Origin of the sequence: Neptunitalea lumnitzerae, assembly GCF_027924185.1 — a bacterium.
GTDB lineage: Bacteria > Bacteroidota > Bacteroidia > Flavobacteriales > Flavobacteriaceae > Neptunitalea > Neptunitalea lumnitzerae.
In genome coordinates, this window is record NZ_BRVO01000003.1 from 179,913 (window position 1) to 206,733 (window position 26,821).

Here is a 26,821-nt window from a genome sequence, read left to right on the forward strand (position 1 = left end):
TTTTTTATGAAAAAGACATTATTATATTTATCGTTAGTTACTGTTTCGTTAGCAGTTTTTAGTTGTGATACAAAACCTAAAAAAGAAGAAGTATCAGAAACCGAAAAAGAAACACCCGAAATAGTAGAAGAAAAAGTTGAAGTAAAGAAATTAGCCTTTACGTTAGACTCTAAGAGTGAAAGTAATGCAAAAGGCGAAGTTACTTTTGTAGAGGAAAACGGAGAGGTTGCTTTTACTGCAAACCTTACAGGCTTAGAACCTGGAATACACGCCATTCATATTCATGAAAAAGCAGATTGCTCTTCTCCTGATGGAAAATCTGCTGGAGGGCATTGGAATCCTACAAATAAAAAACACGGTAAATGGGGAGACCCTACAGGGTACCACAGAGGTGATATAGGAAACTTTACCGCTGATGAAAATGGTGAAGGTACCATTACGTTAACTACCGATGAATGGTGTATTGATTGTGAAGATGAAAAGAAAAACATAGTTGGTAAAGGTATTATAGTTCATGCCGGGGAAGATGATTTTACTTCTCAACCATCTGGAGATGCTGGCGCAAGGGTTAGTTGTGGTGGCGTTATTGAATAATAAAAACATACATAAACACTTAAAAAGCTTTCGTTATGAAAGCTTTTTTTATTTCTAATGAGTAGATTGTTCAGGTTATTATTTATTTTTGAACAACAATATATAGCTCATGAACCCCTCGACATCCGGTTGGATACATAAATTTTTTAATTCTACTCATGAAATAAACACAATCAAAAGTATTAGTGTTCTAGACTTTTATGAAGAATTAAAATCTTGTGGTTTCATTTATGGCGCTAGTGTACACTGTGTAAATGATGTTTTTGAAGATGCTGTACTTTCCGATCAGGAAATGACAAAAATTAATTTATTTGCTTCTTTGTTTAATATTTATTACCACAAGTATCCAAGTAATACCGTTGAACAATTTATTGAAACCAGTATAGATTTTTATGAAGTTATTAAAGCTGATGCTTCTAGCTTTTTACCAGATTTTTTTGGAGGGAAAAAAAATGCGGCACAACTTGAAAAAATAATTGCCAAACGTATACTTTTTGACAGTAATATACTCACTAAAAACTTTAGTAGTGTACTTACCAATACATTACTATATACAGATGTATTGGCATTTAAAAGTTATCTGGAAGACCCTAATTTTAGTAGTATTGAATACATAAGAAATATTGAAACAGTTATTGAAAATGTAGTGATAACCACAATTTCTTCTAAAAAGCATAAAACATCTTATGATAAGCAATTATTGAAGTTACTAGAGTCTTCCTTGAGGTATCATGAACATTACGAAAATCCTAAACTCACCTACGAAGAGCATCTTGACTTGTTGCACAATGAGTTAGAAAAAAGGTATTTGCTAGATATTACCTGCATGACAGTGTGGGACGATAAAAATCTGGAAATCTCTGAAATTGATTATATCAAAAAACTAGGCCATGATTTACATATTGCTAATGACCTGATTAATAATTCGATTTTAAAAGTATACGATTTTTTTGCCTCTCACAAAGAAGAATTAAAGTACCTAAGTAACACTAATCCGGTGAAAAACTTTTACGACAATTCGTCCGTAATGGTAAAAAAACTGATTTTAAGAAATAGCAAACGCTTATTGTTAGAGCTATCTCAAAGTAAAGAACTAGTTATATTATTATCGCAAAGTACTGCCAGAGAATTAAACACTGAAGAAAAACAAAAAGTAAAGGAACAGCTTCTAGACATTTGCAAAGCCATTCCTTCATTAGCTATATTTATATTACCTGGTGGAAGCGTATTACTCCCCCTATTAATTAAGTTTATACCAAAACTATTACCCTCTGCTTTTGACGATAATAGAATACGTTAACCCAACCAATCTTTAAATTCCTTTACACGCTCTCTACTTACAATAATTTCAAAATCGTTAAAGTTGTGTAACTTCAATTGCAGTCTTGAATTGGTATAAGATATAATGTCTTTAATAGCATTAATATTAATATAAAATTTACGGCTTACTCTAAAAAACATTTCTGGTTGTAAATCGTTTTGTAAATCTTCTAAAGTAGTTTCTAACAAATAGCTTCTACCCTCAATAGTTGCCGCATAAGTCCCCTTATTTTCACTATAAAAAACTTCAATTTCTTCAATAGGAATCATTTTTAAATGCTGTCCTATTTTAACTGTAAACCTCTTTTTATAAGTACGGTCTATTGGGTTTACCAAAAGCTTTTTAATTTCATTAAAATCAACCGTTAGTTGTTGCTTTTCGGGTACACGCATTTTAAATTTTTTCACCGCTGCCTCTAACTCTTCATCGTCAATAGGCTTTAGTAAATAATCTATACTATTTAATTTAAAAGCCTTCAGTGCGTACTCATCATAAGCCGTTGTAAAAATAATTGCACTTTGAATATCAATCTGTTCAAAAATTTCAAAAGAAAGTCCATCAGACAACTGAATATCTAAAAATATTAAATCTGGATGTTCGTTATTCTGAAACCATTCTAAAGACTCTTCTACAGAATGCAGCATTTCAGAAACCTCAACACCTAATTCTGCCAACATTCTAGACAATCTTCTTGCGGCAGGCTTTTCATCTTCTATAATTAAAACGTTCATTAATTAGGTTATTTTATTATTTCCAATTTTGTTTATTCTCTTTATCTAAGAACTCCTTCATTTTTCTATCCTCCCACTCTTTATTAAACATTACTTGTTTTCCAAATACTCCGAAGGCATGAAAAGCAACTCCAATTCCCCAGAAAAAAGCGGTAGACCAAGTATTAAATTCTCCTAAAACCTTTATACCACCACCAGAAAAAACAATAAGTGCTAATAAAAATATATTAATGATCACATAAACCGAAAGGTGTACATAAAAAGCCTTAATTTTTTGTACTCTGGTTTTAGCCCTTACGTAAGCCTCGTTCTCTTCATAATTATCGTACTTATTCATAGCGTCTTCTCTCATTTTTTTCTTTATCTAAAAACTCTTCCATCTTACGTTGTTCCCACTCTTTTCCAAAAAATCTACCTCTGTAAAATACAGATAATGCATGAAACGTAAGGCCAATACCCCAACCAAACATAGGAAACCAAAACCATTTAAAATCCCAGTAGGTCATATAATTTATAAAAATTAAAAAAGGAATTACCATTATATAAGAAAACACATTCCAATAAAATCCTTTTAATTCTTCTACTCTCTTTTTTGCCTGATAATAGGCTTCTTGCTCGTTATATTCTTCCATTACTTTTCTTATTTCCAGTTAGATGTTTTTCTATCTCTTTCCATGTACTCTTTTATTTTACGATCCTCCCAGTTTCCTCCGGGACCATAAACCTTAAAAGCCTGAAGACCCAATCCCATACCCCAACCAAGGGCAGGAAACCAAAACCATTGAAAATCCCAAGAACTTCTATAGTTTATAAATATTAAAAATGGGATTACAATACAGTACGAAGCCAAACTAGTATATAGCTCTTTTAAATCTTCTACTTTTTTACGTGCCCTAGCGTAGGCATTATCTTGTTTTAATTCTGCTGTTGATTTCATGTTGTTTACCGAAACTCTTTTTGTAAGCATGGGTAAGGTTACCTGAAAAGTAGATTCTGACTTTTCTATAACCACTGCCCTATTAGTTAAAATAGCGTAGCGTTGTTGTATGTTTCTTAATCCAACCCCACTACTTTTCTTTACTACGGCTTTAGGTTGCAAATTATTCCTAACCATTAAATTACCGTCTTTCTCAAAAATTTCTACACGCAATGGTTTTTGTGGAGTAACCATATTATGTTTTACAGCATTCTCTAATAATAACTGTAACGATAGCGGCACTACCATTGCCTCTGGGTTACTAGCTGTGTCTGGTATATCAAAAACAATACTGTCTTCAAAACGCATTTTTAAGAGGTTCACAAAAGTTCTAGCAAATTTAAGTTCTTCATCTACTGTAACTAACTCTTTATTTTTTTGCTCTAAAACATATCTATATACTTTAGATAAAGAAGTAGTAAACTTTTGTGCCGCATAAGGGTTCTCTTCAATTAAACTTGTAAGAACATTTAAACTATTAAACAAAAAATGAGGATCTAATTGGTTTTTTAAAGCATCAAACTGTGCCGATGCTGTACCTGCAATAATTTTCTGTTCTTTAATTTTATTTTTTTGTAACTCTCTATAAAAGTAAATAGCATGGTAAACAATGGTTACAAAAGCTGTTATAATTAAGCTATAGGTATAATCTTTAGCCTTTTCAGTAGCCATAAAATGCTGCCAAGTAACCCCGTCTAAAACCATTCTGGTAAATACTCGTAAGGCAAAAACACCTATCATAGTAACTATTACTCCACCAAAAGCTCCTAAAAGCACTCTCACTACAGGGTTTTGTTTACCTATGGTTACTTTACTATTATAAAAGTCAAAGTAATAACCGTTCATAAAAAGAAGTACTTCTGAGTATAACAAGAATATGGCAATGTTTTTAGCAAAGTCTGTATTAAATTCAATGGTATCTCCATTAAGCACATTAATTAAAGTAATTACTATTGCAAGCACACTTCCAATTAATAGCCCTGTTAAAAACGTTTTTAAAATACTTCTAGATTTCATTTATTACTGGTTACAGTTTTTATATAATTGTTCTGCTCTATCTAATCCCCAAGACGGATAAAACAAGGTTTCATTTTTAAATGTACTAAAAAGTTCAATGGCTTTCTTCATATCATTACAATAGGGAGTAGTATCTTTACCAAAATAGCTAGCCATTCCCATATTCCATTCAGCAAAACAATATACTACTCTTGGGTTATCTGGTGCTAAAGCTACTGCTTTATTATAAATTTCGGTAGTAGGTCCGCCTAATGTCATTCCGTATGTAGCTCCGTCAAAGGCAATCCAGGCGGTATTATGTAAAGCCTCTAATACTAATAGCTCTGCATTATCTGGTGATAGCTCTTTAGCCTTTTCCAAAGCCTCTTTTGCTTTGTCTAATTTCAATTGTAATTGCGTTTTGTCTTTTTCACCAAAAGAATGCAAAATGTTAACCTGTGCTACATAATACAAAGGTATCCAGTTATCTTTTTCAGCCTTACTAATTCTTTCAAATAGATTAGAGGCTTCTACAGAGTTGCCTTCTCCCCACGTTGCAAAGGCTTTATTCATTCCTTTTTCATAAGCAGTTTGAGAAAATCCGGTTAAGGTGATAAATAAAATCAAAAGCGTTGTTACTTGTTTCATGGTTGTTATTTTTTAATTACATGGTAAAACTACTACTAGCACACTTCTCTTGAAAAACTGCCTTACCGAACTGTAAATAATCACTACCGAATTGTAAATATTCATCTCAACTAGTAAATATCTTCATGTAAACTGTGGTTTTTAAAGATATAACCAAAAAAAGAAGCTTGTTAAAAACCATTTTTATAACGTAATTTACAACAAACATGATACTATGGTTTCGTACAACCCAAAAGACTGGATTACTTTTATTTTTAAATTTCATAAAGCCGATACCTTTAGAAAACTGTTATCACTTATGTTGGTAATTGCAGTGTATTCTTTTATTGTTGCCTTTTTAGAAATTGAATATTGGAAGTTAAGCGACCAAAGTCATGTGAAGAATATCACTATTATGCATAGTGTATTAAGTTTTGTTATTTCATTACTATTGGTTTTTAGAACCAACACTGCTTATGACCGTTGGTGGGAAGGGCGCAAACATTGGGGTGCACTTGTAAATAATAGTAGAAATTTAGCTATTAAATTATCGGCCATGCTAACCGAAGATCAAGACCGAAAGTTTTTTAGACAAGCTATTGCTACCTATGCCCATATGCTACAAAAGCATTTAAACGATGAAACTACAGAACATCAATTAGACGAAGAATATATTATACCAATTAAAAAAGATCATCACAGACCCAATCAGGTAGCCAAAATAATAATGCAGAGAGTGAACGATTTATATCTTGAAAAGAAAATTACGGGTGACCAGCTAATTGTTTTAAATGCCGAGTTACAATCGTTTACCGATATTTGTGGCGCTTGCGAACGTATTAAAAATACACCTATCCCGTTTTCTTATAGTTCGTTTATCAAAAAATTCATCTTTTTTTATGTTATGACATTGCCTTTTGGTTATGTATTTAGCTTAGGATACTATGTTATACCTGTAGTAGTATTTATATTTTATGTATTGGCTAGTTTAGAACTTATTGCTGAAGAAATTGAAGATCCGTTTGGGGATGACGCAAACGATCTTCCTACTAGGAAGATCGCTGCAAATATAAAAAAGCATGTAGCTGAAATTTTATAAGTTATCTAACTGATTGCTCTTTTTATCATCACTAAATGTCCAGAAGAAACCTACGAAAATAAAACTATCTGCATTTGGTCTTACCGTCATACGGTCGTATACGCCATTCATGTTAGGTGTGTCTGCATATTGGTAGCCACTCACATTTTTAATTCCTAAAGGATTGGTAACTGAAACAAATAATATTTTTTGCTGATCTATTAAATACGCCCAATTAAGCCCAACATTATGATACGATTTTGTTTTTTCTGCCATAAAACTATCCGTATTAGGATTGTCGTAAGGACGCCCCGAAGTAAAACTATACGTAATTCCAAATTGACTTTTTAAATCGCCGTTCCAGTACTTTCCTACTACCGATAAGTTATGTTTAGCTGCAAAGTTGGGCATTACTTCTGCCTCATAATTCCTAAAATCACGTTTGGTATCTAAATATGAGTAACTTACCCAATAATCAACATTTTTAAAAGATTTTTCATCTCTCCAAAATATATCTAGCCCAGAAGCGTACCCCTTACCATTGTTGTTATACACACTATTGTATTCTGGTCGCAACGTATTGTATTTAATTAAATCTGCATAGTCTTTATAATACGCTTCTGCTCTAAAAATTTGACCGTTATTAGTGTATTGATAGTTGGCTATATAGTGTTGTGCACGTTGTGGTTTTAACGTTTGTGCATATTGTACATAATTAGTAGCTGCTGTTTGGTAAAAATCTCCATATGCTAAAGATACCTGACTATTCTTACCAGACTTGTATGCTAAAGAAGTTCTTGGAGATATTAAAACCTCGTCTGACCCAGAATCGTATGAGCCACGTAAACCAGTCTTTAAAGCTAAGTTATTGGTAAAATAAATATCTGTTTCTGTGTATACAGCGGGTAGCTCACGTTGTACTTTATTAGTAAATGTAAAGTTTGAAACATCTTTAAAATCTTGTGTGTAACTGGTAGAGAAAAACTCAGCACCTGTATTTAATCTTACATGTTTAGAGAATTTTTTCTTAAGACTAGCTTTTACATGATACGAAACATCATTTTGATCTATTTCATCAGTAATAATATTAAAGTCGTTCTTAGTAAAGCTCAAACTAGCCCCAGCGCTTAATATCCAATCATTCTTAAGAGCACCTTTATAAGAAAGGTTATTATATAAATTTCTATTGGTTAAATCATAACGCACTCTATCATCATAATTTATGTTACGCTGTTTTACCACAAAATTAGTATACTCAAAAGCCGTATAAAACTTTAACAATCCATCGTCAAACTTATGTCTGTAAACCGCTTCTCCAGAAGCTCCAACATAGGGCTTTTCCCATTCATTTCTATCAGGAAACAATTCTAAATAAGGCTGTAAATTCATGTAAGAAGCATTTACACTAATTGAATTTTTACCAAAAATTTGAGTGTTTCCAATACCTCCTCCTATACTCATAATAGAAAGATCTGTTTTTTCCTGATCGGGCTCGTTTATAGTAGAAAGTAATAGCACACTAGATAAAGCCTCACCATATTCTGCTGAATATCCCCCCGTAGAAAAGGTAGTTCCGTTAAATAAAAATGGTGAGTATCTACCTCTTGTAGGCGAATTATTTGGTGCAACATTATAAGGTGTAAATACGCGAATACCGTCAATAAAAATTTGAGTTTCTTCTGCCTCTCCTCCCCTTACAAATAAACGGCCGTCTTCAGATACGGTAGTGGTACCAGGTAGTGTTTGTAAAGCACCTACCACATCTCCTACTGCCCCAGCAGTAGTCACAATATCCAATGGTTTTAGCGCTGTTACTTTCGCATTGTCTCCTGCTTCAAACGTACCTGCTGTAAGGGTTACCCCTGTTAGTGTATTAATCTCTTCCTTTAAAACTATTTTAAGATCTTTCATTTCTGTTACCTCTTTAGATATTTCAAAAGTTTCAAAAGCCATAAAGGAAATCACTAATTTCTGTACCCCTGTTTCCGTTGTGGTAAAGGAAAAGGTTCCATCATTAGTACTGGTTGCACCATCATAAGTTCCTTCCAGATATACATTTGCTCCCGGTATAGGTATGTTCTTATGATCGGTAACGGTACCGTTAATAGTAGTTTGAGCATTTAAGGTACCTACTATTAAGGTAATTAATAAAATTGATAAGGTAATAACTGTTCTCATGATTGATTTTTTTAACACTGCAAACTTTTAATTTTCTTGGCAGTTACTAAAAAAGGAAGTACCGAACTGTAAATTGGCATGACTGAAATGTTAATTATTGCTTTTATCTTGCCAAAATATACCGATTGGTATATTTTTGACCCCGTGATATAGTGAATGTATGAACAAGGCAGAGAAAACAAGAAAGCATATTATAGAGCGTACCGCGCCGGTATTTAATAAAAAAGGATATTATGCCACCAGTATGGCAGATATTACAAAAGCCACCGGACTTACTAAAGGTGCTATTTACGGCAACTTTCCTGATAAAGAAGCGCTTACTATAGCTGCTTTAGAATACAACATCAATCAGTTAAACCAAAAAATTGAGTCTAGAATTGATGAAGTTTCGACTGTAAAAGAAAAATTTTCTGCATACTTAGAGGTTTTTGAAAACGTAGCGCCAGAAGTGTTACAATACGGAGGATGCTCTTACATGAACAGCGCTATAGAAACAGACGATACCAACCCAGAACTTTTTAAAATTGTACAAGACAAATTTAAAAACTGGATACACGGCACAGAGAAATTGGTGCTGCTAGGGCTCGAATCTGGAGAAATAAAACCAGACACTAACCCTACTGAATTTGCACTATTTTTTGTTGCTATTGTAGAAGGCAGCATACTACTATCAAAAACATTGAACAACCCAAAACCAATACACAGTAATTTAAATATTTTAAGAGACCGTATTAACGCAATTTTATTGTAATACGGAAAGCTTACATAAAAATACATTTCATTTTAATTAAACCCAACATGACAAGAGTTGTAGTAACAGGACTGGGAGCCTTAACCCCAATAGGAAAAACAGCAGATGAATTTTGGCAGAATAGTATTAAAGGTACTAGTGGTGCAGCTAAAATTTCATATTTTGATAGCGAGCGATTCAGAACCCAGATTGCTTGTGAATTAAAAGATTTTGACCCTACAGTTCATCTTAACAGAAATGATATTAAAAGAGGTGACCTTTACACTCAGTACGCTCTTTATGCAGCTACAGAGGCTATACAAGATTGTGGTATTGATTTGGCTACCATTGATCCTTTTGACTTTGGTGTTATTTGGGGTACCGGTCAAGGTGGTATGAAAACCTTTGAAGATGAATTTGACAACTTTGTAAAACAAGATTATAACCCTAGATTTAATCCCTTCTTTATTCCTAAGATTTTAGTGAATATGGCTTCTGGTATGATTTCTATGAAATTTGGACTAAGAGGTATTAACTATACACCTGTATCTGCATGTGCTACGTCTAATACAGCTATTATGGATGCCTATAACTACATAAAGTTTGGTAAAGCTAAAATGTTTATTACAGGAGGTTCTGAAGCTAGTATTACACCAGCTTGTATTGGTGGTTTCTCTGCTTTAAAAGCTATGTCTACCAGAAATGATGATCCTACAAACGCAAGTAGGCCTTTTGATAAAGAACGTGACGGTTTTGTAATGGGTGAAGGTGCTGGTGCTCTAGTATTAGAAGAATATGAACATGCTAAAAAACGTGGTGCCCACATTTATGCTGAGGTGGTAGGTTCTTCTATGACTGCCGACGCATATCACATGACTTCTCCACACCCTGAAGGTTTAGGTGCTTCAAGATGTATGCTAAACACCCTTAAAGAAGCGCAAGTAAACCCTGAACAAGTAGACTACTTAAATGTACACGCTACTTCTACTAACTTGGGCGATTTAGCCGAGCTAAATGCTACCGCTAAAACTTTTGTAAATGCTGAAAATTTAAGTATTAGTGCAACTAAGTCCATGACAGGCCACTTAATGGGAGCTGCAGGAGCCATTGAGGCAATTTTAGCAATTAAATCTATCAACCATAATATTGTGCCTCCTACCATTAACCTGAATGAGCAAGATGAAAATATTCCTAAAAACTTATCTATAGTGGCTAATGAAGCATTAGAGAAACAAGTAACCTATGCCATGAGTAACGCTTTTGGTTTTGGTGGTCATAACTCTACCGTATTATTTAAAGAAGTATAAGTTTCTTTACATATAAATAATTATAACGAAGCCTCCGTACTATTACGGAGGCTTTTCTTATTAAATAAATATCCCTTTACAAAGTATTGTAAAATTTTACCATTCACCGAAACACCAAAGCGCATAAAAACCATTCGTCTACAATTTTCTTTCATTCAACTACACAAAAAAGCATACACCCTTAATAACATACTAATTACCAATTACATATTGTAGTTTTACACCAGAAATCATCGCTATTTAAACTTAATAATTCAACCATTAAAACGTAGACTCATGAAAATTTTAGCCATTGACGATCAACAATTAGTGATTTTGCCTTTAGAAAAGAGATTAAAGGAACTAGGATATGATGTAAAATCCTTGGTATCTTCAGTTGAAGCAATCGAAGTTTATGAAACTTTTTTACCAGATTTAGTAATTGTAGATATTAATATGCCAACCATAACCGGTATAGATATTATCAAATACATCAGGAATATTAAAGGAGATACAACACCAATTATGGTTTTATCTGGTAATACAGATGACGACTTAATTGTAAAGGCATTTGACTTAGGAGTTGAGGATTACATGAAAAAGCCGTTAAGTTTAGATGAAGTTTGCGCCAGAGTTAAAAGATTAATAGGTCAAGGCGTTAATTCTATTGCTAATGAGGGTAGCAAATCTACCTCTACCATCATACAAAAAAGATGCGTGGGTGTAGTAATACCATGCTACAATGAGGAGGAAAGAATTTTATCTGATGAATTTTTAGATTTCGTAGATAGAAACTCAGGTTACCATTTATGCTTTGTTAATGATGGTAGTAAAGACAATACACTAAAGGTATTACACAGTTTAAGAAAAGGAAGAGAAGATTTCATTTCTGTGTACAACTGCGAAAAAAATGGAGGAAAAGCAGAAGCCGTAAGACGCGGTATGTTATACATGGCAGAAATGGAAGATTTAGATTATATAGGATTTTTAGATGCTGATTTATCTACAGATTTAAAAGATTTTGATGATTTGGTAACTACTATTGAATCTACTCAATTTAAAATAGTAAGTGGTTCTAGAATTGCTAGAATGGGGGCAGACATTACAAAACAATCTGCAAGACAAATTATAAGCTTATCTATTAATTACATTATTAGAAAAATCTTGGGCATGAACTTTAAAGACACGCAATGTGGTGCTAAGATTATGGACAAGGATATTATTAAAATAGCATTTCAACAAAAGTTTGTAACCAAATGGTTGTTTGATGTTGAAATATTCATGAGAATGAAAAAACACTTTGGAGCTACCGCTGAAACTTATATCTGTGAACAACCATTAAAAAGATGGATACATGCAGATGGCTCTAAATTATCGATGAAAGATTCATTTAAAATTATTATACAATTAGCAGAAATAGCCTTCAAATACAGAGGCAAAAAATATTCAACAAAGGCGCATGTTAAGAAAGTTAACATGGTTGAATTACAGGAAGTTTAGTAATAGATTGATTTCAAAAAAAATCCGGCTCATGACCGGATTTTTTTATTTTATTTTTCTTCAGAAACATCTTCTTTAGTTTCTTCTACTGCTTCTTCTGTTTGAGCTTCTGGCTCAGAAAAATCGGTAAAACCATTTTTTATTAATAAGTTATACCATTGAATAACTTTTTTAATATCACTAGGGTACACTCTATCTTCATCATAATCTGGTAATACTCCAAAAAAGTACTCCTCTAGTTTATCTTTAGATTCTTTGTGTCCTATACTGGTTTCTTTACCTTCTTCTTTTTCCTGAATTTTGGCAAATACCTCTCTAAGTGGCATTTCTTCAGTTAAAGTGTATATAGCAATTTCAGAAAGTACGCTTACATTACTACGCATACCTACTGTTATTTTTTTTCCATCTAATAATGATGAAGCCACAAAACCTGTACGTGTTTGTGTTTTCAATTCGTATAATCCCGGCTTACCAGCTATCGCTACAATTTTATCTAAACTCATATACTTTCAATTTTTGAGGGGCAAATATTCTATTTTTTAAGGAAACAAAAAAATTAACGGGCTTTTTTTGCATCAGGAAAACGCATTCTGTAATCAATTTTCACTTTTCCCTTACTAATATTTGCCAATTTACCTTTTAATAAACGTTTTTTTAGAGAAGATAGTTTATCTGTAAACAAAATTCCTTCAATATGATCATACTCATGCTGAATAACTCTTGCTGCTAAACCATCATATTCTTCCACATGTTTGTTGAAGTTTTCATCGTAATATTCAATCTTTACAGTTTCGGGTCTAAATACATCTTCACGTATATCTGGTATACTTAAACAACCTTCAGAGAATCCCCATTCATCACCTGTTTCTTCCAAAATCTTAGCGTTAATAAAAACTTTCTTAAAGTCGGTTAACACTTCTCTTTCTTTATCTGTTAGTTCTTCATCTTCTGCAAAAGGAGAAGCATCAATAACAAATAGACGTATTGCTAACCCAACTTGAGGTGCTGCTATACCTACTCCACTAGCAGAATACATTGTTTCAAACATATTTGCTATTAAATCTTGTAAATTAGGATATTCAGCGCTTATTTCTTTAGCTTCTTTTCTTAAAACCGGATCGCCATAGGCTACAATTGGTAATATCATTTTCCTTCTTTTTGGGTTTAATTCTATTAATCAAGACGGTAGGTCCTGTTATAATTGCTGCAAAACTACAAAGATTAATACAAGTACGTTACTTTTTACCATCTAAATACGTTTGCAAAATAATTGTGGCAGATATTTCATCTATCAAGGCCTTATTAGCACGTTGCTTTTTCTTTAATCCACCGGTAATCATAGATTGAAAGGCTATTTTAGAGGTAAAACGCTCATCTACACGCTCTACAGGAATATGCGGAATAGTTTCTGATAGCTTTTTTAAAAATGCCTGAATATGTACTTCACTTTCCGAAGCTTCATTATTCATTTGTTTCGGCTCGCCAACAACTATAGTAGCTACGTTTTCCTTTTCACAATAGTCTTTTAAAAACAACAGAAGTTTAGGAGTATCAACCGTAGTTAAACCCGATGCTATTATTTGTAGTTCATCGGTTACTGCCAACCCTGTTCTTTTAGTTCCGTAATCAATTGCTAAGATGCGTGCCATTCAATTTTTTTTGCAAAAATAACCTAAAATGTGATACCTGTAAAATTCTGCCCTTTTTTCTTAAGAAGGTTTTATCTTTACAGCCGTAACAAAAATTTGAAACCCAAATGAAAGATTTGCAAGAGGTTATTGAAAAAGCCTGGGAAGATCGTTCACTTCTTACTGATGAGAAAACCATTAGTACTATTAGAGAAGTAGTAGATTTATTAGATGCTGGTAAATTACGTGTAGCAGAGCCAACCGAAAACGGATGGCAGGTGAACGAATGGGTTAAAAAAGCAGTAGTGCTTTATTTCCCTATTCAGAAAATGGAAACCTTAGAAGCTGGAATTTTTGAATACCACGATAAAATTCCGTTGAAAAAAGATTATAAAGCAAAAGGAATACGCGTTGTACCTAATGCTGTTGCTCGCCACGGTGCTTATATTTCATCTGGTGTTATTATGATGCCTAGCTATGTTAACATTGGTGCTTACGTAGATGAAGGTACAATGGTAGATACTTGGGCTACTGTAGGTAGCTGTGCACAAATTGGTAAAAACGTTCACTTAAGCGGTGGTGTTGGTATTGGTGGTGTATTAGAGCCTTTACAAGCGGCTCCTGTTATTATAGAAGACAATGCTTTTATTGGTTCTAGATGTATTGTTGTAGAAGGTGTACGCGTAGAAAAAGAAGCTGTTTTAGGGGCTAATGTAGTTTTAACTGCTTCTACAAAAATTATTGACGTTACCGGAGACGAACCTGTAGAAATGAAAGGTATTGTACCTGAGCGTTCAGTAGTTATTCCTGGTAGCTATACTAAAGAATTTGCAGCAGGCTCTTTCAATGTGCCATGTGCTTTAATTATTGGTAAAAGAAAAGCTTCTACCGACCTTAAAACATCTTTAAACGATGCTTTAAGAGAGTACAATGTTGCTGTATAACTTTACAGAAAGTTTATAAAACAAAAAAGCGCTTATCTAATGATAAGCGCTTTTTTTATTGAGCCGATAGAGGGACTCGAACCCACGACCTGCTGATTACAAATCAGCTGCTCTAGCCAGCTGAGCTACATCGGCATTGCGGCTGCAAATATAAATTTGTTTTTTATATCTGCAACCATTTTTTATAATTTTTTACTCAAAAAAATCTCAAGTATTTAGTAATGAGATTATTTACGGTAATGCATTTACTTTTTCAACTAAAGCCGTTGCTTTTGTTTCTAATTCAGCTCTAATTGCTTGAAAATGCTCTTTTTTTGTAGTTTCAGGCTTCGCATTTACTTTTGCCATTAAATCGTCAAAAACGGTAATTACCTCATCAACAATTGCTTCTCCCTTAGCAGCCTCTTCTTTGCTAGCTCCTTCTTGCCACTCTGTTACCGCTCCAATGATATCTCCTAATACATAATTGATATCCTTTTTTAAATCTTTTATGCTTGCCATAGCTTTTATATTAATGTTATGATATATACACTTCTAGTAATTCTACATCTCCTTCAGAAATGGTAATTTCTTTAGAATTTGCAGGTAACAAAACAGTTTCTCCCTTTTTAATTTCTACAGTACCTGCTGGTGTGCTAATTGTAGCAGCTCCTTTTGTACACATAAAAATGGTAAAAGAATCTCTTTCTGTTACATCTATAATTGTTTTTTCTGTAATGTTCCAGTAGTTAGTTGTAAAGTAAGGGCAATCAACCATAGCACCACAGGTGTTAGGCTCGTTGGTATAACTAACTTTAAAATCATCTTTCTTTTCATAATCAATAGCATCTAGTGCCATTTCTGTGTGTAACTCACGTAAATTACCCTCTTTATCTTTACGGTTAAAATCGTACACACGATAGGTAATATCAGAAGTTTGTTGAATTTCTGCTAACATAATACCTGCTCCAATAGCATGAATTTTTCCGGTATTAATAAAAAAGGTATCCCCTTCTTTAACCTTTTCATAATTCATTAAATCGGTAACGGTATTATTATCTAAATGCTCTTGGTATTCTTCTTTGGTAACATCTTTATTAAAACCAACAATCAGTTCAGATCCTTCATCTGCCTGCATAATGTACCACATTTCCGTTTTACCAAAAGAGTTGTGACGCTCTTTAGCCAATTCATCGTTAGGATGTACTTGTATAGATAGATCTTGCTTTGCATCTATAAACTTGATAAGAATAGGAAACTCTGCGCCAAATCTTTCATATACTTTATTACCAAGCAATTCTCCTTTATATTCGTCTATTAACACCTGCAAAGAAGTATTACCTAATGGTCCGTTAGAAACCTCAGAAATATCTCCAGGCACGGCAGACAATTCCCAGCTCTCTCCGGTAATATCTGTTACAATAGGTTTTCCTAAAACGGTATTTAGCTTAGTACCACCCCATAAACGTTCTTTTAGTATAGGATGAAATTTAAATGGATACAAACTCATGATATGTTGATTAATTATTTAAACGGGTAACTTACAAAGTTTCTTGGTGTTTCATACAAGGTAACCTGTAAATCTAACTCTTTCTTAATATAAGGTCTTAATTTATTGTAAATAACAATGGCTATGTTTTCTGCCGTAGGGTTTGTATTTGCAAACTCCTGAACATCTAAATTAAGGTTTTTATGGTCAAAAGCCATTTCTACATGCTCATAAATAAGTGTTTTTAACACTTTCATATCCATTACAAACCCAGTCTCTGGGTCTATCTCTCCGGTAACATGTACAACAAGGTCGTAATTATGGCCATGATAATTTGGGTTATTACATTTCCCAAATATTTCACGATTTTTTTCTGCAGACCATTTAGGATTGTGCAATCGGTGAGCTGCATTAAAATGTGCTTTTCTGCTAACTCTAGTCTTCATGCGTAAAGGTATTGGGTAAAAAATGATAAAACTTATCAAAAATAATTTTAAACCACTCGGTATAAATATCCGGATTAGCAGCTATATCTAGTTTTATATCATTCAAAGACATCCACTTCCACTCTGCTACCTCCTCTGGGTTTATATTTGGTTCTTCCCCTTTGTGGTAACCTATTAATACATGGTCAAACTCATGCTCGGTTAATCCATTATCAAAAGGTGCTTTATATATAAAAGAAAAAATATCTGTTAACTCTTCTGTTACAAACCCCATTTCTTCCATCATACGGCGTTTTCCTGCCGCTATGTTAGTTTCTCCTTCTCTTTGGTGGCTACAACAAGTATTGGTCCATAACCCTGGTGAATGATATTTATGTAAGGCTCTACGCTGTAACATGGTTTCTCCCTTATCATTCATAATAAATACCGAAAAAGCTCTGTGTAGTAATCCTTTTTCATGGGCTTCCATTTTCGGCATTAATCCAATAGGCTCATCTTTTTCGTTAACTAAAATTAGTTTTTCTTCTTTCATAAAGTAGTTTCAATCTCAGCAAATCTACAAAATAGCGATTGCATTTCATAGCAGTAAAAACGTTCTAAAGCATTATATGATGGGTTAATATATAAATAATACTATTTTTGCACTTTAAATTATTAGCATGTCTTTACAAAAAGAAATTTCAAAGAGAAGAACCTTCGGAATCATCTCTCACCCCGATGCAGGTAAAACTACCCTAACCGAAAAATTATTATTATTTGGTGGGGCTATTCAAGAGGCTGGAGCCGTGAAGAGCAACAAAATTAAGAAGGGTGCTACCAGTGACTTTATGGAGATTGAGAGACAGAGAGGTATCTCGGTAGCTACATCGGTACTGGCTTTTAATTACAGAGATAAAAAAATTAATATTCTAGATACACCTGGTCACAAAGACTTTGCAGAAGATACCTTTAGAACGCTTACTGCAGTAGATAGTGTTATTGTGGTTATTGACGTAGCAAAAGGGGTTGAGGAACAAACCGAAAAACTGGTGGAAGTTTGTAGAATGAGAAACATTCCTATGATTGTTTTTATTAACAAACTAGACCGTGAAGGTAAAGATGCTTTTGACCTGTTAGATGAAGTTGAGCAAAAACTAGGTTTAAGAGTTACTCCGTTAAGTTTCCCTATTGGTATGGGGTACGATTTTAAAGGAATCTATAATATTTGGGAGAAAAACATTAACCTGTTTAGTGGTGACAGCCGTAAAAACATTGAGGAAACCATTGCTTTTGACGATGTTGAAAGCCCTGAGCTAGATGAACTTATTGGAGAGGCTCATGCCGAAAGTTTACGTGAAAATTTAGAGCTTACCTATGAGGTATATCCTGATTTTGACAGAGACGCTTATTTAAAAGGTGAATTACAACCGGTATTTTTTGGTTCCGCTTTAAACAATTTTGGTGTTAGAGAATTGCTAGATTGTTTTATTGAACTTGCTCCGGCACCAAGACCAAAACAAAGTAATACCAGATTGGTAGACCCTAACGAAGAGGCTTTTAGTGGTTTTGTATTTAAAATACATGCTAACATGGACCCTAAACACCGCGACCGTTTGGCATTTATAAAAATTGTATCGGGTACCTTTGAGCGTAACAAACCTTACTTACACGTTAGAAACAAAAAGAAACTAAAATTCTCTAGTCCGAATGCGTTTTTTGCAGAAAAGAAAGAGATTGTAGATATTTCATACGCTGGTGATATTGTAGGATTACACGATACTGGTAACTTTAAAATTGGTGATACCCTTACAGAAGGAGAAGAAATGCTATTTAAAGGTATACCTAGTTTCTCTCCTGAACACTTTAGATATATTAACAATGCAGACCCAATGAAATCTAAGCAATTAGAAAAAGGGATTGATCAGTTAATGGATGAAGGGGTTGCACAGTTATTTACATTAGAGCTAAACGGAAGAAAAATTATTGGTACCGTAGGTGCTTTACAGTACGAGGTAATTCAATACCGTTTAGAGCATGAATATGGTGCAAAATGTACGTATGAAAACTTCCCGGTATTTAAGGCTTGTTGGATTGAACCTGAAGATCCTAAAAATGAAGAATACCAAGAGTTTTTACGTGTAAAACAGAAATTCTTAGCGAAGGATAAAAAAGGACAATTGGTATTTTTAGCAGACTCGCCTTTCTCTATAGATATGGCTAAACAAAAATACCCATCGGTAAAACTACATTACGTATCTGAGTATAAATAATAGTAGTACTATTAGTCAAACATAAAAAAAGCACACCAATTGGTGTGCTTTTCTATTTATATTGTTTTGCTTATATCTATTTAAAAGAAGTAACTCCGAACTTCTTAGCTTCTGCTTTGGCTTCTGGTGCCCATGCTGTTAAATTAGCAATACGTGTATCATGCGAAGGGTGAGTACTTAAAAATTCTGGTGTAGAACCTCCTCCTGCTGCTTTCATACGTTTCCATAACTCAGCCGCTTCATCAGGGTTGTAACCCGCAATAGCCATTAACGTTAATCCAATTTTATCGGCTTCAGTTTCATGACTTCTACTAAAAGGTAACATTACCCCTACCTGTGTACCAGCAGCGTACGCTGTATTAAATAAACTTAATGTTTCTTCATCTTTAATAGCTACATTACCTGCAACAGCTCCTACTTGTTGTAGCGTACTTGCACTCATACGTTGTGCCCCATGGTCTGCTAATGCATGTGCTACCTCATGCCCCATCACAACAGCAATCCCCGTTTCATTTTGAGCAATTGGTAAAATACCTGTATAAAATACTATTTTACCCCCTGGCATACACCAAGCATTTACAGTTTCATCTTGTACTAAATTATATTCCCACGCATAATCATCTAAATAATCTGCATGCCCAACAGAGGCTAAATATTTTTGTGCTGCAGCGGCAATTTTTTTACCAACATTGGTAATCATTTGTGCATCTGCTGTACCTTTTACCACTTTATTCTGACTCAAAAAATCATCATATTGCGCAAAAGATGTTGGAAATATTTGACTATTCGGATAAAAGTTTAACGTACTTGAACCCGTAAATGGGTTTGTTTTACATGACAAAACAACCCAAAAAACAGTAGCTATAATTGCAATTTTTTTCATACATAGAGTTTTTAGTAAACTTCGGGGAAAGCCCACGAAACATTATAATTGAACAAGAATTTTTATGGCAAGAAGAACGTTAGAATTGTTCTTCTTGCTTATCTAGTAAAATTACAATACTATTTCTTAGCTATCAGTCTCAATTCCGTAAAAATCTTGTTAACTTTCAGAGAGTTCCCCGACTCAAATGTTAAAGTTTCTAAATTCATAACTTCATTGTCTATAAACACCTCTCCAATTTCAAACGGAACTCCATGTAATCTAAACACAAGATCGTTATAATCTGTTTCAAACATACCCTCGTAATGCTGTTGTAAAACTAGTTCGTCTTTTTTACCAATCAGCTTAAAGTTCATAAGGCTATATCTTCCCTTGGTATAATCATAACCATCTTGTCCATCTTCATAAATGGCACTTTTTTCTTCCCCTATTTTGTAATATACATCAATTACCAGTTCGTCTATTTTCTTTTCTCCTACGTATTGCTGTACAGGATATCTAGGTATCATAGCGCCTTCTTTCACAAATATTGGAATAATATGTAAAGGGGCTTCTACCCAATGCTCTCTACCACCTGTTATAACCTCATCGGTCCAGAAGTTATACCATTTACCTCTAGGCACGTACATTCTTCTACCTTGTACATTAAACTCAAGAATAGGACACACTAAAATTTGTTTTCCAAAAATAAACTCATCGGTACGGTAATGTGTTTGTGTATCTTCTTGATCAAAATACACCAAAGGTTTTAAAATAGGTTCTCCTTTATTGCTATAACGCCAAAATGCCGTGTATAAATAAGGTAAAAGCGTATAACGTAACTCAATATACTTTCTAGTAATATTTAAAACATCTTCATCAAAAGACCATGGCTCTTGTTCTCCATGATCTCCGGAAGAGTGTGTTCTACAAAATGGATGGAACACTCCCAATTGTATCCATCTAGCATACAACTCACCTGTTGGTTGTTCTGCAAAACCACCAATATCGGTGCCCGTAAAACTCATACCACTAATACACATACGTTGTACCTGTACGGTAGCCAGCCACAAATGCTCCCAACTAGCCACATTGTCTCCCGTCCAGAAAGAAGTAAAACGTTGTGTACCCGAATAAGCTGCGCGTGTAATTACAAACGGACGCTTAGGATATGCAAATTTCTTAACCCCTTCATAAGTAGCTCTTGCCATTTGCATACCATATACATTATGTGCTTTTCTGTGGCTACAAGGGTTACCATCATAATCGTGCCTTACATCTAACGGAAATGTTTTTGTTGGCACCTCCATAACAGCAGGCTCGTTCATATCGTTCCACACCCCTTTTACACCAACATCTTCTATAAGTTCTTTATACAAATCTACCCACCATTCTCTTACTTCCGGATTGGTAAAATCTGGGAAGTAGCATCTACCTGGCCATACTTTACCTCTCATATAAGGCCCATCGGCTCTATGACAAAAATAATCGTTCTCTAAAGCTTCTTGAAAAACATCATACTCAGGGTCTACCTTAATACCTGGGTCAATAATCACTACCGTTTTAAAGCCCTGATCTGTTAGTTCCGACACCATTTTTTTAGGATCTGGGAAATACGTTTTATTCCAAGTAAAACATCTAAACCCTTCCATATAATCAATATCTAAGTAAATAGCATCACAAGGTATTTGTAACTCTCTAAACTTAGTAGTAACGTCACGCACTTTAGCCTCTGGGTAGTAACTCCATTTACATTGGTGATACCCTAATGCCCACAAAGGTGGTAGTTCTGGTTTACCAGTAAGATCTGTATACACACTTACCACGCTTTCCATAGCCGGGCCATAAAAGAAATAATAATTCATTTCTCCGCCATCTGCCCAAAAGCTGGTAACATTTCGTCTTTCTTGGCAAAAATCAAAATACGTTCTAAATGTATTGTCAAAAAAGATACCATAAGATACACCTCTACGCAACCCTAAATAAAACGGTACAGTTTTATACAAAGGGTCTCTATCTGTATTATAAGCATACTCATCGGTATTCCAATTAGAAACTCTTTTACCTTTTAAGTTAAAATGAGTGGCTTTATCACCCATACCGTAAAAGCTTTCGCCATCTACGGTCACTTTACTCATTTTAACAATATTACCACCATACTCATAATTCTCTTCCCAATGGAAACCAAGTTCATCTTCTAAAATTGCATTTCCTTCAAGGTCGTAAATACCAATTCTAAGATCTCCCTTATTTAAAATACACTGTATTTTGTTTGTGGTAATTATATATTTATAGTTATCGTCTTTTACGTCTAACTTATTATATCCGTGAACAGACTCTTCATCTATTGCATATGAAAAATCATTTTCAAAAACACCTTCTGTAGTAAACCTAAATCTTAATAAACTATCTCTTAAAACCGTAATACAAAGTACCACTCCGTTCTCGGTAGTAAAAAACAAGTTATTGATTGTTTGCTCAAATGATTTAATGGCACTGGGAAACTGATTCCCTCTATATTCCAACTGAGTATTTGTAATCATAATGCATTTGATTTATTTGGTTTTATAAAGCTAAAACTATAATACCAAAATGGTGTTAAATTTTATTTAATAAAAAGCCTTAAAAACTGATTAATATGTGAAAATCATAACACTAAGAGGTGCTAAAACGATTTCACAACTATACTCCCTTCCATCCCAAGCAATAGCATCTGCCTGAATAGCCTTTACATTTCGTACTCCTGAACCTTCGTATTTTTTAAGATCTGAGTTAAATATTTCTCTAATTTTTCCTGCTTTCGGAACTCCTATTCTATACACATCTCGTTTTACCGGTGTAAAATTACAAACTACAATAAGGTTGTCTTTTTCATGAATTCCTTTTCTCATGTAGGTTAACACCGAGTTATCACCGTCTGTTAAATTTATCCATTCAAACCCTTCATGGCTAAATTGTTTTTCGTACAAAGCGGGTCTAGACTTATACAACTTATTCAAATCTTTCATAAGTGTTTGAACTCCCATATGATAACCATATTGTAATAAATGCCAATCTAAACTCTGTTCAAAATTCCATTCTGCACTTTGAGCAAACTCACCTCCCATAAACAATAATTTTGCTCCTGGGTGCGTATACATATATGCATACATAGCTCTTAAATTAGCAAAGCGCTGCCACTCGTCACCTGGCATACGCCCAAAGAGTGATTGTTTACCATGTACTACCTCATCATGACTAAACGGCAACATAAAGTTTTCTGAAAATGCGTAATTCAAGCTAAACGTTATATCGTTTTGGTGATATTTCCTATGAATACATTCCTTTTTAAAATATAATAAAGTATCGTGCATCCAACCCATCATCCATTTCATACCAAAGCCTAAACCACCTAAATAGGTAGGCTTAGATACCCCTGTAAAAGAAGTAGACTCTTCAGCTATGGTTTGTACGCCCTCAAAAGTACCATAAACAGCCTCGTTCATTTCTTTTAGAAACGAAACCGCTGCTAAATACTCTCGCTCTCCATATATGTTAGGCTCCCACTGCCCCTCTTCTCTACTATAATCTAAATAAAGCATAGAAGCAACGGCATCTACCCGTAAACCATCTATATGATAATGCTGCAACCAAAACATAGCATTAGATATTAAAAACGAACGTACCTCATTACGCTCATAATTAAAAATACAGCTTTTCCAATCGGGGTGGTATCCTTTTCTAAAATCAGGATGTTCGTATAAATTAGATCCATCAAAATTAGCTAACCCATGCGCATCATCCGGAAAATGTGATGGTACCCAGTCTAAAATAACCCCTATCCCTTCTTCGTGAAACGCAGCCACTAAATCCATAAAATCCTGCGGACAACCAAATCGAGAAGTGGGTGCAAAATATCCTGTTATTTGATACCCCCAAGAAGGATCATACGGATACTCCATAATAGGCATAAACTCTACATGAGTAAAGCCCATCTCTTTCACATAACTAACCAACTCATCTGCCATTTCTTTATAAGTTAGAGAGCGGTTTTCTTCTATCTTCTTTCTCCAAGAACTTAAATGTACCTCGTATACCGAATATGGTTTATCTAATTGATTAAGTTCTTTACGCTTTTCCATCCACGCTTCATCCTTCCAATCATAATCTAAATCCCAAACAACAGAAGCTGTGTTTGGCGGACGCTCACAAAACAAAGCAAACGGATCTGCCTTTTCGGTTACTATTCCGTTATTATGCGAATGTATTTTATACTTATAACGTACCCCTTTTGTTACATGCGGAATAAAGCCTTCCCAAATACCACTACTATCCCAACGTACATTTAATTGGCACTCTCCATCTACCCAATAATTAAAATCGCCCACTACACTCACCTGTTTAGCAGTTGGTGCCCAAACAGCAAAGTAGGTACCTGCAACACCATCAACCTCCATTAAATGAGCTCCTAATTTTTCATATAGTTTATAATGCTTTCCTGCTTTAAATAAATGAATATCAAAATCTGTAAATAAAGAATAAGGTTGTACCTCCTGCATGATTTGTTGATTTTAGTTATGTAAGGATTTAAAATTTAAAGAGACTAAGAAACTATACAGTAAAGTTATTACAACCGTGCTCTTATTTTGAGCCCACAATATCTGAAACATTAAATCTTTATTTTCCATAAAAGATGTTCTAAAAACAAAATGAAGATTTTAACTTTACTCTTTTATAAATGTATAATAAATAGCTGACAAAAGTAAGAGTACGGCTAATTAATTTTCAAAAAGAACTAGTTTTCAATGGCAAACGATAAGAACATCCAAAAACAAAGCATTCAAATTCCTACACAATTTATTTATTTAGGGAAGGCTTTACAATTTGTATCTAAAAAACTAGCGGCATTTTACGCAGGTAGCCTGTTTATGACACCTATTAAATTTAAAATGCCCAAAAGAGAATTTCATATGGATAAAGAAAGCGTGCAAACTCCTTTGTTTATACCATCTTTACAAAAAGAAATAGTAGTGTATACCTACGGAAATTCTGATAAAAAAATACTCTTAAGTCACGGTTGGTGTGGCAGAGGTACGCAGTTGTATAAAATTGCTGATGCCTTACTAAAAGAAGGTTATACTACTATAAGCTTTGATGCGCCAGCTCACGGTAAATCTGCTGGAAAAAAAAGCAACATGAAAGAGTTTATAGAAGTAATTCTTGAAATGGAAAAACAATATGGCCCTTTTGAGGCTGCTGTAGGACACTCATTAGGGGGGATGGCATTGCTAAACGCATACAAACAACCTAAGAGCATAAAAAAATTAGTTACTGTAGGAAGTGGCAATGTAATTGATGACATTATAAAAGATTTTATAAAGCAAATGAAAATGCAACCCGTAGTGGGTAAACTAATGAAAAAGCGAATTGAAACCAGAATTAATGAAACCATGAACGATTTCTCTTCGTATATAGCTGCAAAAGAAATTGACATACCTGTACTAGTAATACATGATGAAGATGATGTAGATGTACCAGTTACCGCTGCCTACCAAATAAAAGAACAACTTACCAACGGCTCTATATACATTACCAAAGGTTTAGGCCATAGAAAAATATTGGGTAATGATACTGTTATTGAAAAAATTGTAAACCATATAAAAACCCCATGAAAATGAAAAATGTATTCATTGCGCTAATCGCAATTATTTTTGTAAGTTGTAATAGCGAAGCACAAACCGAAAAAGAAAAAAAAGATATGAATGAGAAGCAATATGCTGTAGAAAAAACAGAAGCTGAATGGAAAGCTGAATTAACGCCGGAAGAATATAGAATTCTGCGCCAAAAAGGAACAGAATATCCAGGTACCGGAAAGTACAATCTTCATTTTGAGGATGGTGCCTACACTTGTAAAGGGTGTGGCACTAAACTTTTTGAAAGTGGCCAAAAATTTGAAAGTAGTTGTGGCTGGCCAAGTTTTGATGATGCTATTGAAGGTACTGTAGAGTATATACAAGACTATACCCACGGCATGGTACGTACCGAAATTTTATGTGCTAACTGTGGCGGACATTTAGGTCACGTTTTTGATGATGGACCTACCGAAACCGGAAAACGCTACTGTGTAAACTCTGCCAGTATTAACTTTGAAAAAGATGGAGAGTAATAGCACTAACTATTTAGAAAGTATTAAAAAGCAATTTGCTTACTATAAACTGCTGGGAGATAAAACACTTCTGGCAGTTTCTGATTCTGATATTCATTATACCTTTAATGAAACCTCTAATAGCTTAGCCATAATTGTAAAGCACATGGCAGGTAATATGCTAAGCCGTTGGACACACTTTTTAACTGAAGATGGTGAAAAAAAATGGCGTAATAGAGATGATGAGTTTGTAGACTCTTATGCTGATAAAACTACTATGCTAGCCCACTGGGAAAAAGGTTGGCAATGCTTATTTACAGCTATAGACAGCGTGAATGAAGATAACTTTTCTCAATTGGTATATATACGCAATCAAGGACATACCATTACCGAAGCCATAAACAGACAACTGGCACATTATGCCTACCACGTTGGGCAAATTGTATTTTTAGGAAAAATGATTAAAGATACCGAGTGGGAGTCGCTTAGTATACCTAAAAATGCCTCTAAAAGTTATAATGCCGAAAAATTTAATCAAGAGAAAAAAAGGTCTCATTTTACAGATGACGAAATATCTAGGCTCTCTTGATTTTGAGAAGCAAAGAGCAAAGCTTATTTCTGAACAACTTAGAAAATTTACCGATAGCTATGCCTACATGGTTGCAGGGCAATTTGCGAATATTGACTTTTGGATAAACGAAGCTATAACCTCTTTAAAAGCTTTAGATGAACATAACATCCGATTTGAAAAAATGTATAATGCTCAAAAGAATTGGATAGAAGAAAAGAAAGTAAAAGTTCCTGATTACTGTTATATATGTAACGGAATTTGTGAACTAAGTCATGACGGTTATATTACACCTGACCTTCCTAAACAAAAGATTGATAAAACAGAAATAAGAAAAAAATTAATTAATTCAGTATATTATTTTTTAATCCGTTGCTATAAAGTTGGACTCCTTGATCAAGAAGAAATGAAAAGTTTTTGCAATCAGATTGGTACTGATATTGACCCATACGATCTAAAAAAGTAATCTCTTCTTAGTTAAAAACAAAATAAGTTGTTAATTTTTTCTAAATGAA

Annotated in this window: 28 protein-coding genes and 1 tRNA gene; 12 read left to right on the forward strand and 17 right to left on the reverse strand. The window is 34.1% G+C overall.

Annotated features, from left to right (window positions below):
- Positions 1-6: 6 nt before the first annotated feature.
- Entirely contained in the window at positions 7-594 is a 588-nt protein-coding gene (locus Y10_RS13085) for a superoxide dismutase family protein (RefSeq protein WP_281765857.1), read from the forward strand.
- Positions 595-703: 109 nt separating this feature from the next.
- Complete coding sequence (locus Y10_RS13090; RefSeq protein WP_281765858.1) at positions 704-1,894, forward strand: LETM1-related biofilm-associated protein; 1,191 nt, start codon at positions 704-706, stop codon at positions 1,892-1,894.
- On the opposite strand, the gene Y10_RS13095 is transcribed toward Y10_RS13090, so the two are convergent.
- The 5 genes from Y10_RS13095 to Y10_RS13115 are packed head-to-tail and all read right to left on the reverse strand — an operon-like array spanning position 1,891 to position 5,266.
- Positions 1,891-2,646: a LytR/AlgR family response regulator transcription factor gene (locus tag Y10_RS13095; protein WP_281765859.1), complete on the reverse strand. Its 756-nt coding sequence runs from the start codon at positions 2,644-2,646 to the stop codon at positions 1,891-1,893. The two genes, Y10_RS13090 and Y10_RS13095, sit on opposite strands and share 4 nt — an antisense overlap.
- 16 nt (positions 2,647-2,662) lie before the next feature.
- On the reverse strand, positions 2,663-2,998 hold the full coding sequence (locus Y10_RS13100) for a 2TM domain-containing protein (protein ID WP_281765860.1): 336 nt from the start codon (positions 2,996-2,998) through the stop codon (positions 2,663-2,665).
- Positions 2,976-3,278 carry a 2TM domain-containing protein gene (locus Y10_RS13105; RefSeq protein ID WP_281765861.1) on the reverse strand — a complete coding sequence of 101 codons (303 nt, stop codon included), beginning with the start codon at positions 3,276-3,278 and terminating at the stop codon, positions 2,976-2,978. The genes Y10_RS13100 and Y10_RS13105 overlap by 23 nt, the downstream gene beginning before the upstream one ends.
- A gap of 8 nt (positions 3,279-3,286) precedes the next feature.
- The gene (locus Y10_RS13110; protein WP_281765862.1) at positions 3,287-4,639 is read right to left on the reverse strand and encodes a 2TM domain-containing protein; all 1,353 of its coding nucleotides are present in this window, start codon (positions 4,637-4,639) and stop codon (positions 3,287-3,289) included.
- A 3-nt stretch (positions 4,640-4,642) separates the two neighbouring features.
- Entirely contained in the window at positions 4,643-5,266 is a 624-nt protein-coding gene (locus Y10_RS13115; RefSeq protein ID WP_281765863.1) for a tetratricopeptide repeat protein, read from the reverse strand.
- 214 nt (positions 5,267-5,480) lie between these two features.
- On the opposite strand from Y10_RS13115, the gene Y10_RS13120 reads away from it, so the two are divergent.
- Positions 5,481-6,344 (forward strand): bestrophin family protein, encoded by an 864-nt coding sequence (locus tag Y10_RS13120; RefSeq protein ID WP_281765864.1) that lies wholly within the window; start codon positions 5,481-5,483, stop codon positions 6,342-6,344.
- Here Y10_RS13120 and Y10_RS13125 read toward each other — a convergent pair.
- Positions 6,339-8,501, reverse strand: a complete 2,163-nt coding sequence (locus Y10_RS13125; protein WP_281765865.1) for a TonB-dependent receptor — start codon at positions 8,499-8,501, stop codon at positions 6,339-6,341. The genes Y10_RS13120 and Y10_RS13125 overlap by 6 nt on opposite strands.
- A 160-nt stretch (positions 8,502-8,661) precedes the next feature.
- Between Y10_RS13125 and Y10_RS13130 the strand changes: the two genes are divergently transcribed.
- The 3 genes from Y10_RS13130 to Y10_RS13140 all read left to right on the forward strand — a co-directional run bounded on the left by Y10_RS13130 (position 8,662) and on the right by Y10_RS13140 (position 12,017).
- Complete coding sequence (locus tag Y10_RS13130) at positions 8,662-9,252, forward strand: TetR/AcrR family transcriptional regulator (RefSeq protein WP_281765866.1); 591 nt, start codon at positions 8,662-8,664, stop codon at positions 9,250-9,252.
- A 47-nt stretch (positions 9,253-9,299) separates the two neighbouring features.
- Positions 9,300-10,538, forward strand: coding sequence for a beta-ketoacyl-ACP synthase II (gene fabF / locus Y10_RS13135; protein ID WP_281765867.1), 1,239 nt, complete (start codon positions 9,300-9,302; stop codon positions 10,536-10,538).
- A 276-nt stretch (positions 10,539-10,814) separates the two neighbouring features.
- Positions 10,815-12,017, forward strand: a complete 1,203-nt coding sequence (locus Y10_RS13140) for a response regulator (RefSeq protein ID WP_281765868.1) — start codon at positions 10,815-10,817, stop codon at positions 12,015-12,017.
- Between the two features lie 50 nt (positions 12,018-12,067).
- On the opposite strand, the gene Y10_RS13145 is transcribed toward Y10_RS13140, so the two are convergent.
- The 3 genes from Y10_RS13145 to ruvX all read right to left on the reverse strand — a co-directional run bounded on the left by Y10_RS13145 (position 12,068) and on the right by ruvX (position 13,666).
- Positions 12,068-12,520 (reverse strand): DUF5606 family protein, encoded by a 453-nt coding sequence (locus tag Y10_RS13145; RefSeq protein ID WP_281765869.1) that lies wholly within the window; start codon positions 12,518-12,520, stop codon positions 12,068-12,070.
- Between the two features lie 53 nt (positions 12,521-12,573).
- Positions 12,574-13,164 carry a peptide deformylase gene (gene def, locus Y10_RS13150; protein WP_281765870.1) on the reverse strand — a complete coding sequence of 197 codons (591 nt, stop codon included), beginning with the start codon at positions 13,162-13,164 and terminating at the stop codon, positions 12,574-12,576.
- Between the two features lie 88 nt (positions 13,165-13,252).
- Complete coding sequence (gene ruvX, locus Y10_RS13155) at positions 13,253-13,666, reverse strand: Holliday junction resolvase RuvX (protein WP_281765871.1); 414 nt, start codon at positions 13,664-13,666, stop codon at positions 13,253-13,255.
- Between the two features lie 107 nt (positions 13,667-13,773).
- Here ruvX and Y10_RS13160 point away from each other — a divergent pair, with 107 nt between their 5' ends.
- Positions 13,774-14,589 carry a 2,3,4,5-tetrahydropyridine-2,6-dicarboxylate N-succinyltransferase gene (locus Y10_RS13160; protein WP_281765872.1) on the forward strand — a complete coding sequence of 272 codons (816 nt, stop codon included), beginning with the start codon at positions 13,774-13,776 and terminating at the stop codon, positions 14,587-14,589.
- 61 nt (positions 14,590-14,650) lie between these two features.
- On the opposite strand, the gene Y10_RS13165 is transcribed toward Y10_RS13160, so the two are convergent.
- The 5 genes from Y10_RS13165 to idi all read right to left on the reverse strand — a co-directional run bounded on the left by Y10_RS13165 (position 14,651) and on the right by idi (position 17,035).
- Positions 14,651-14,724: transfer RNA gene (locus Y10_RS13165), tRNA-Thr, on the reverse strand.
- A 96-nt stretch (positions 14,725-14,820) separates the two neighbouring features.
- Positions 14,821-15,090 carry a hypothetical protein gene (locus Y10_RS13170; protein WP_281765873.1) on the reverse strand — a complete coding sequence of 90 codons (270 nt, stop codon included), beginning with the start codon at positions 15,088-15,090 and terminating at the stop codon, positions 14,821-14,823.
- A gap of 16 nt (positions 15,091-15,106) precedes the next feature.
- Positions 15,107-16,072, reverse strand: a complete 966-nt coding sequence (locus tag Y10_RS13175; RefSeq protein ID WP_281766186.1) for a type I phosphomannose isomerase catalytic subunit — start codon at positions 16,070-16,072, stop codon at positions 15,107-15,109.
- A 20-nt stretch (positions 16,073-16,092) separates the two neighbouring features.
- On the reverse strand, positions 16,093-16,503 hold the full coding sequence (locus Y10_RS13180; RefSeq protein ID WP_281765874.1) for a 6-pyruvoyl trahydropterin synthase family protein: 411 nt from the start codon (positions 16,501-16,503) through the stop codon (positions 16,093-16,095).
- Positions 16,493-17,035, reverse strand: a complete 543-nt coding sequence (gene idi / locus Y10_RS13185) for an isopentenyl-diphosphate Delta-isomerase (protein WP_281765875.1) — start codon at positions 17,033-17,035, stop codon at positions 16,493-16,495. The genes Y10_RS13180 and idi overlap by 11 nt, the downstream gene beginning before the upstream one ends.
- Positions 17,036-17,162: 127 nt before the next feature.
- Between idi and Y10_RS13190 the strand changes: the two genes are divergently transcribed.
- Positions 17,163-18,752 carry a peptide chain release factor 3 gene (locus Y10_RS13190; protein ID WP_281765876.1) on the forward strand — a complete coding sequence of 530 codons (1,590 nt, stop codon included), beginning with the start codon at positions 17,163-17,165 and terminating at the stop codon, positions 18,750-18,752.
- A 76-nt stretch (positions 18,753-18,828) separates the two neighbouring features.
- On the opposite strand, the gene Y10_RS13195 is transcribed toward Y10_RS13190, so the two are convergent.
- The 3 genes from Y10_RS13195 to glgB form a co-directional block, all read right to left on the reverse strand.
- Positions 18,829-19,635 carry a M48 family metallopeptidase gene (locus tag Y10_RS13195; protein ID WP_281765877.1) on the reverse strand — a complete coding sequence of 269 codons (807 nt, stop codon included), beginning with the start codon at positions 19,633-19,635 and terminating at the stop codon, positions 18,829-18,831.
- Between the two features lie 119 nt (positions 19,636-19,754).
- Entirely contained in the window at positions 19,755-22,157 is a 2,403-nt protein-coding gene (locus Y10_RS13200; protein ID WP_281765878.1) for a glycoside hydrolase family 31 protein, read from the reverse strand.
- A gap of 90 nt (positions 22,158-22,247) precedes the next feature.
- On the reverse strand, positions 22,248-24,152 hold the full coding sequence (gene glgB / locus Y10_RS13205; RefSeq protein WP_281765879.1) for a 1,4-alpha-glucan branching protein GlgB: 1,905 nt from the start codon (positions 24,150-24,152) through the stop codon (positions 22,248-22,250).
- Positions 24,153-24,398: 246 nt separating this feature from the next.
- Here glgB and Y10_RS13210 point away from each other — a divergent pair, with 246 nt between their 5' ends.
- Genes Y10_RS13210 through Y10_RS13225 form a run of 4 tightly spaced genes read left to right on the forward strand, consistent with a single transcriptional unit; the run spans position 24,399 to position 26,772 of the window.
- Entirely contained in the window at positions 24,399-25,265 is an 867-nt protein-coding gene (locus Y10_RS13210; RefSeq protein ID WP_281765880.1) for an alpha/beta fold hydrolase, read from the forward strand.
- A 2-nt stretch (positions 25,266-25,267) separates the two neighbouring features.
- The gene (msrB, locus tag Y10_RS13215) at positions 25,268-25,759 is read left to right on the forward strand and encodes a peptide-methionine (R)-S-oxide reductase MsrB (RefSeq protein WP_408733622.1); all 492 of its coding nucleotides are present in this window, start codon (positions 25,268-25,270) and stop codon (positions 25,757-25,759) included.
- On the forward strand, positions 25,749-26,327 hold the full coding sequence (locus Y10_RS13220) for a DUF1572 family protein (protein WP_281765881.1): 579 nt from the start codon (positions 25,749-25,751) through the stop codon (positions 26,325-26,327). Before msrB ends, Y10_RS13220 begins: the two co-directional genes overlap by 11 nt.
- Complete coding sequence (locus Y10_RS13225; protein ID WP_281765882.1) at positions 26,302-26,772, forward strand: hypothetical protein; 471 nt, start codon at positions 26,302-26,304, stop codon at positions 26,770-26,772. The genes Y10_RS13220 and Y10_RS13225 overlap by 26 nt, the downstream gene beginning before the upstream one ends.
- Positions 26,773-26,821 lie beyond the last annotated feature (49 nt).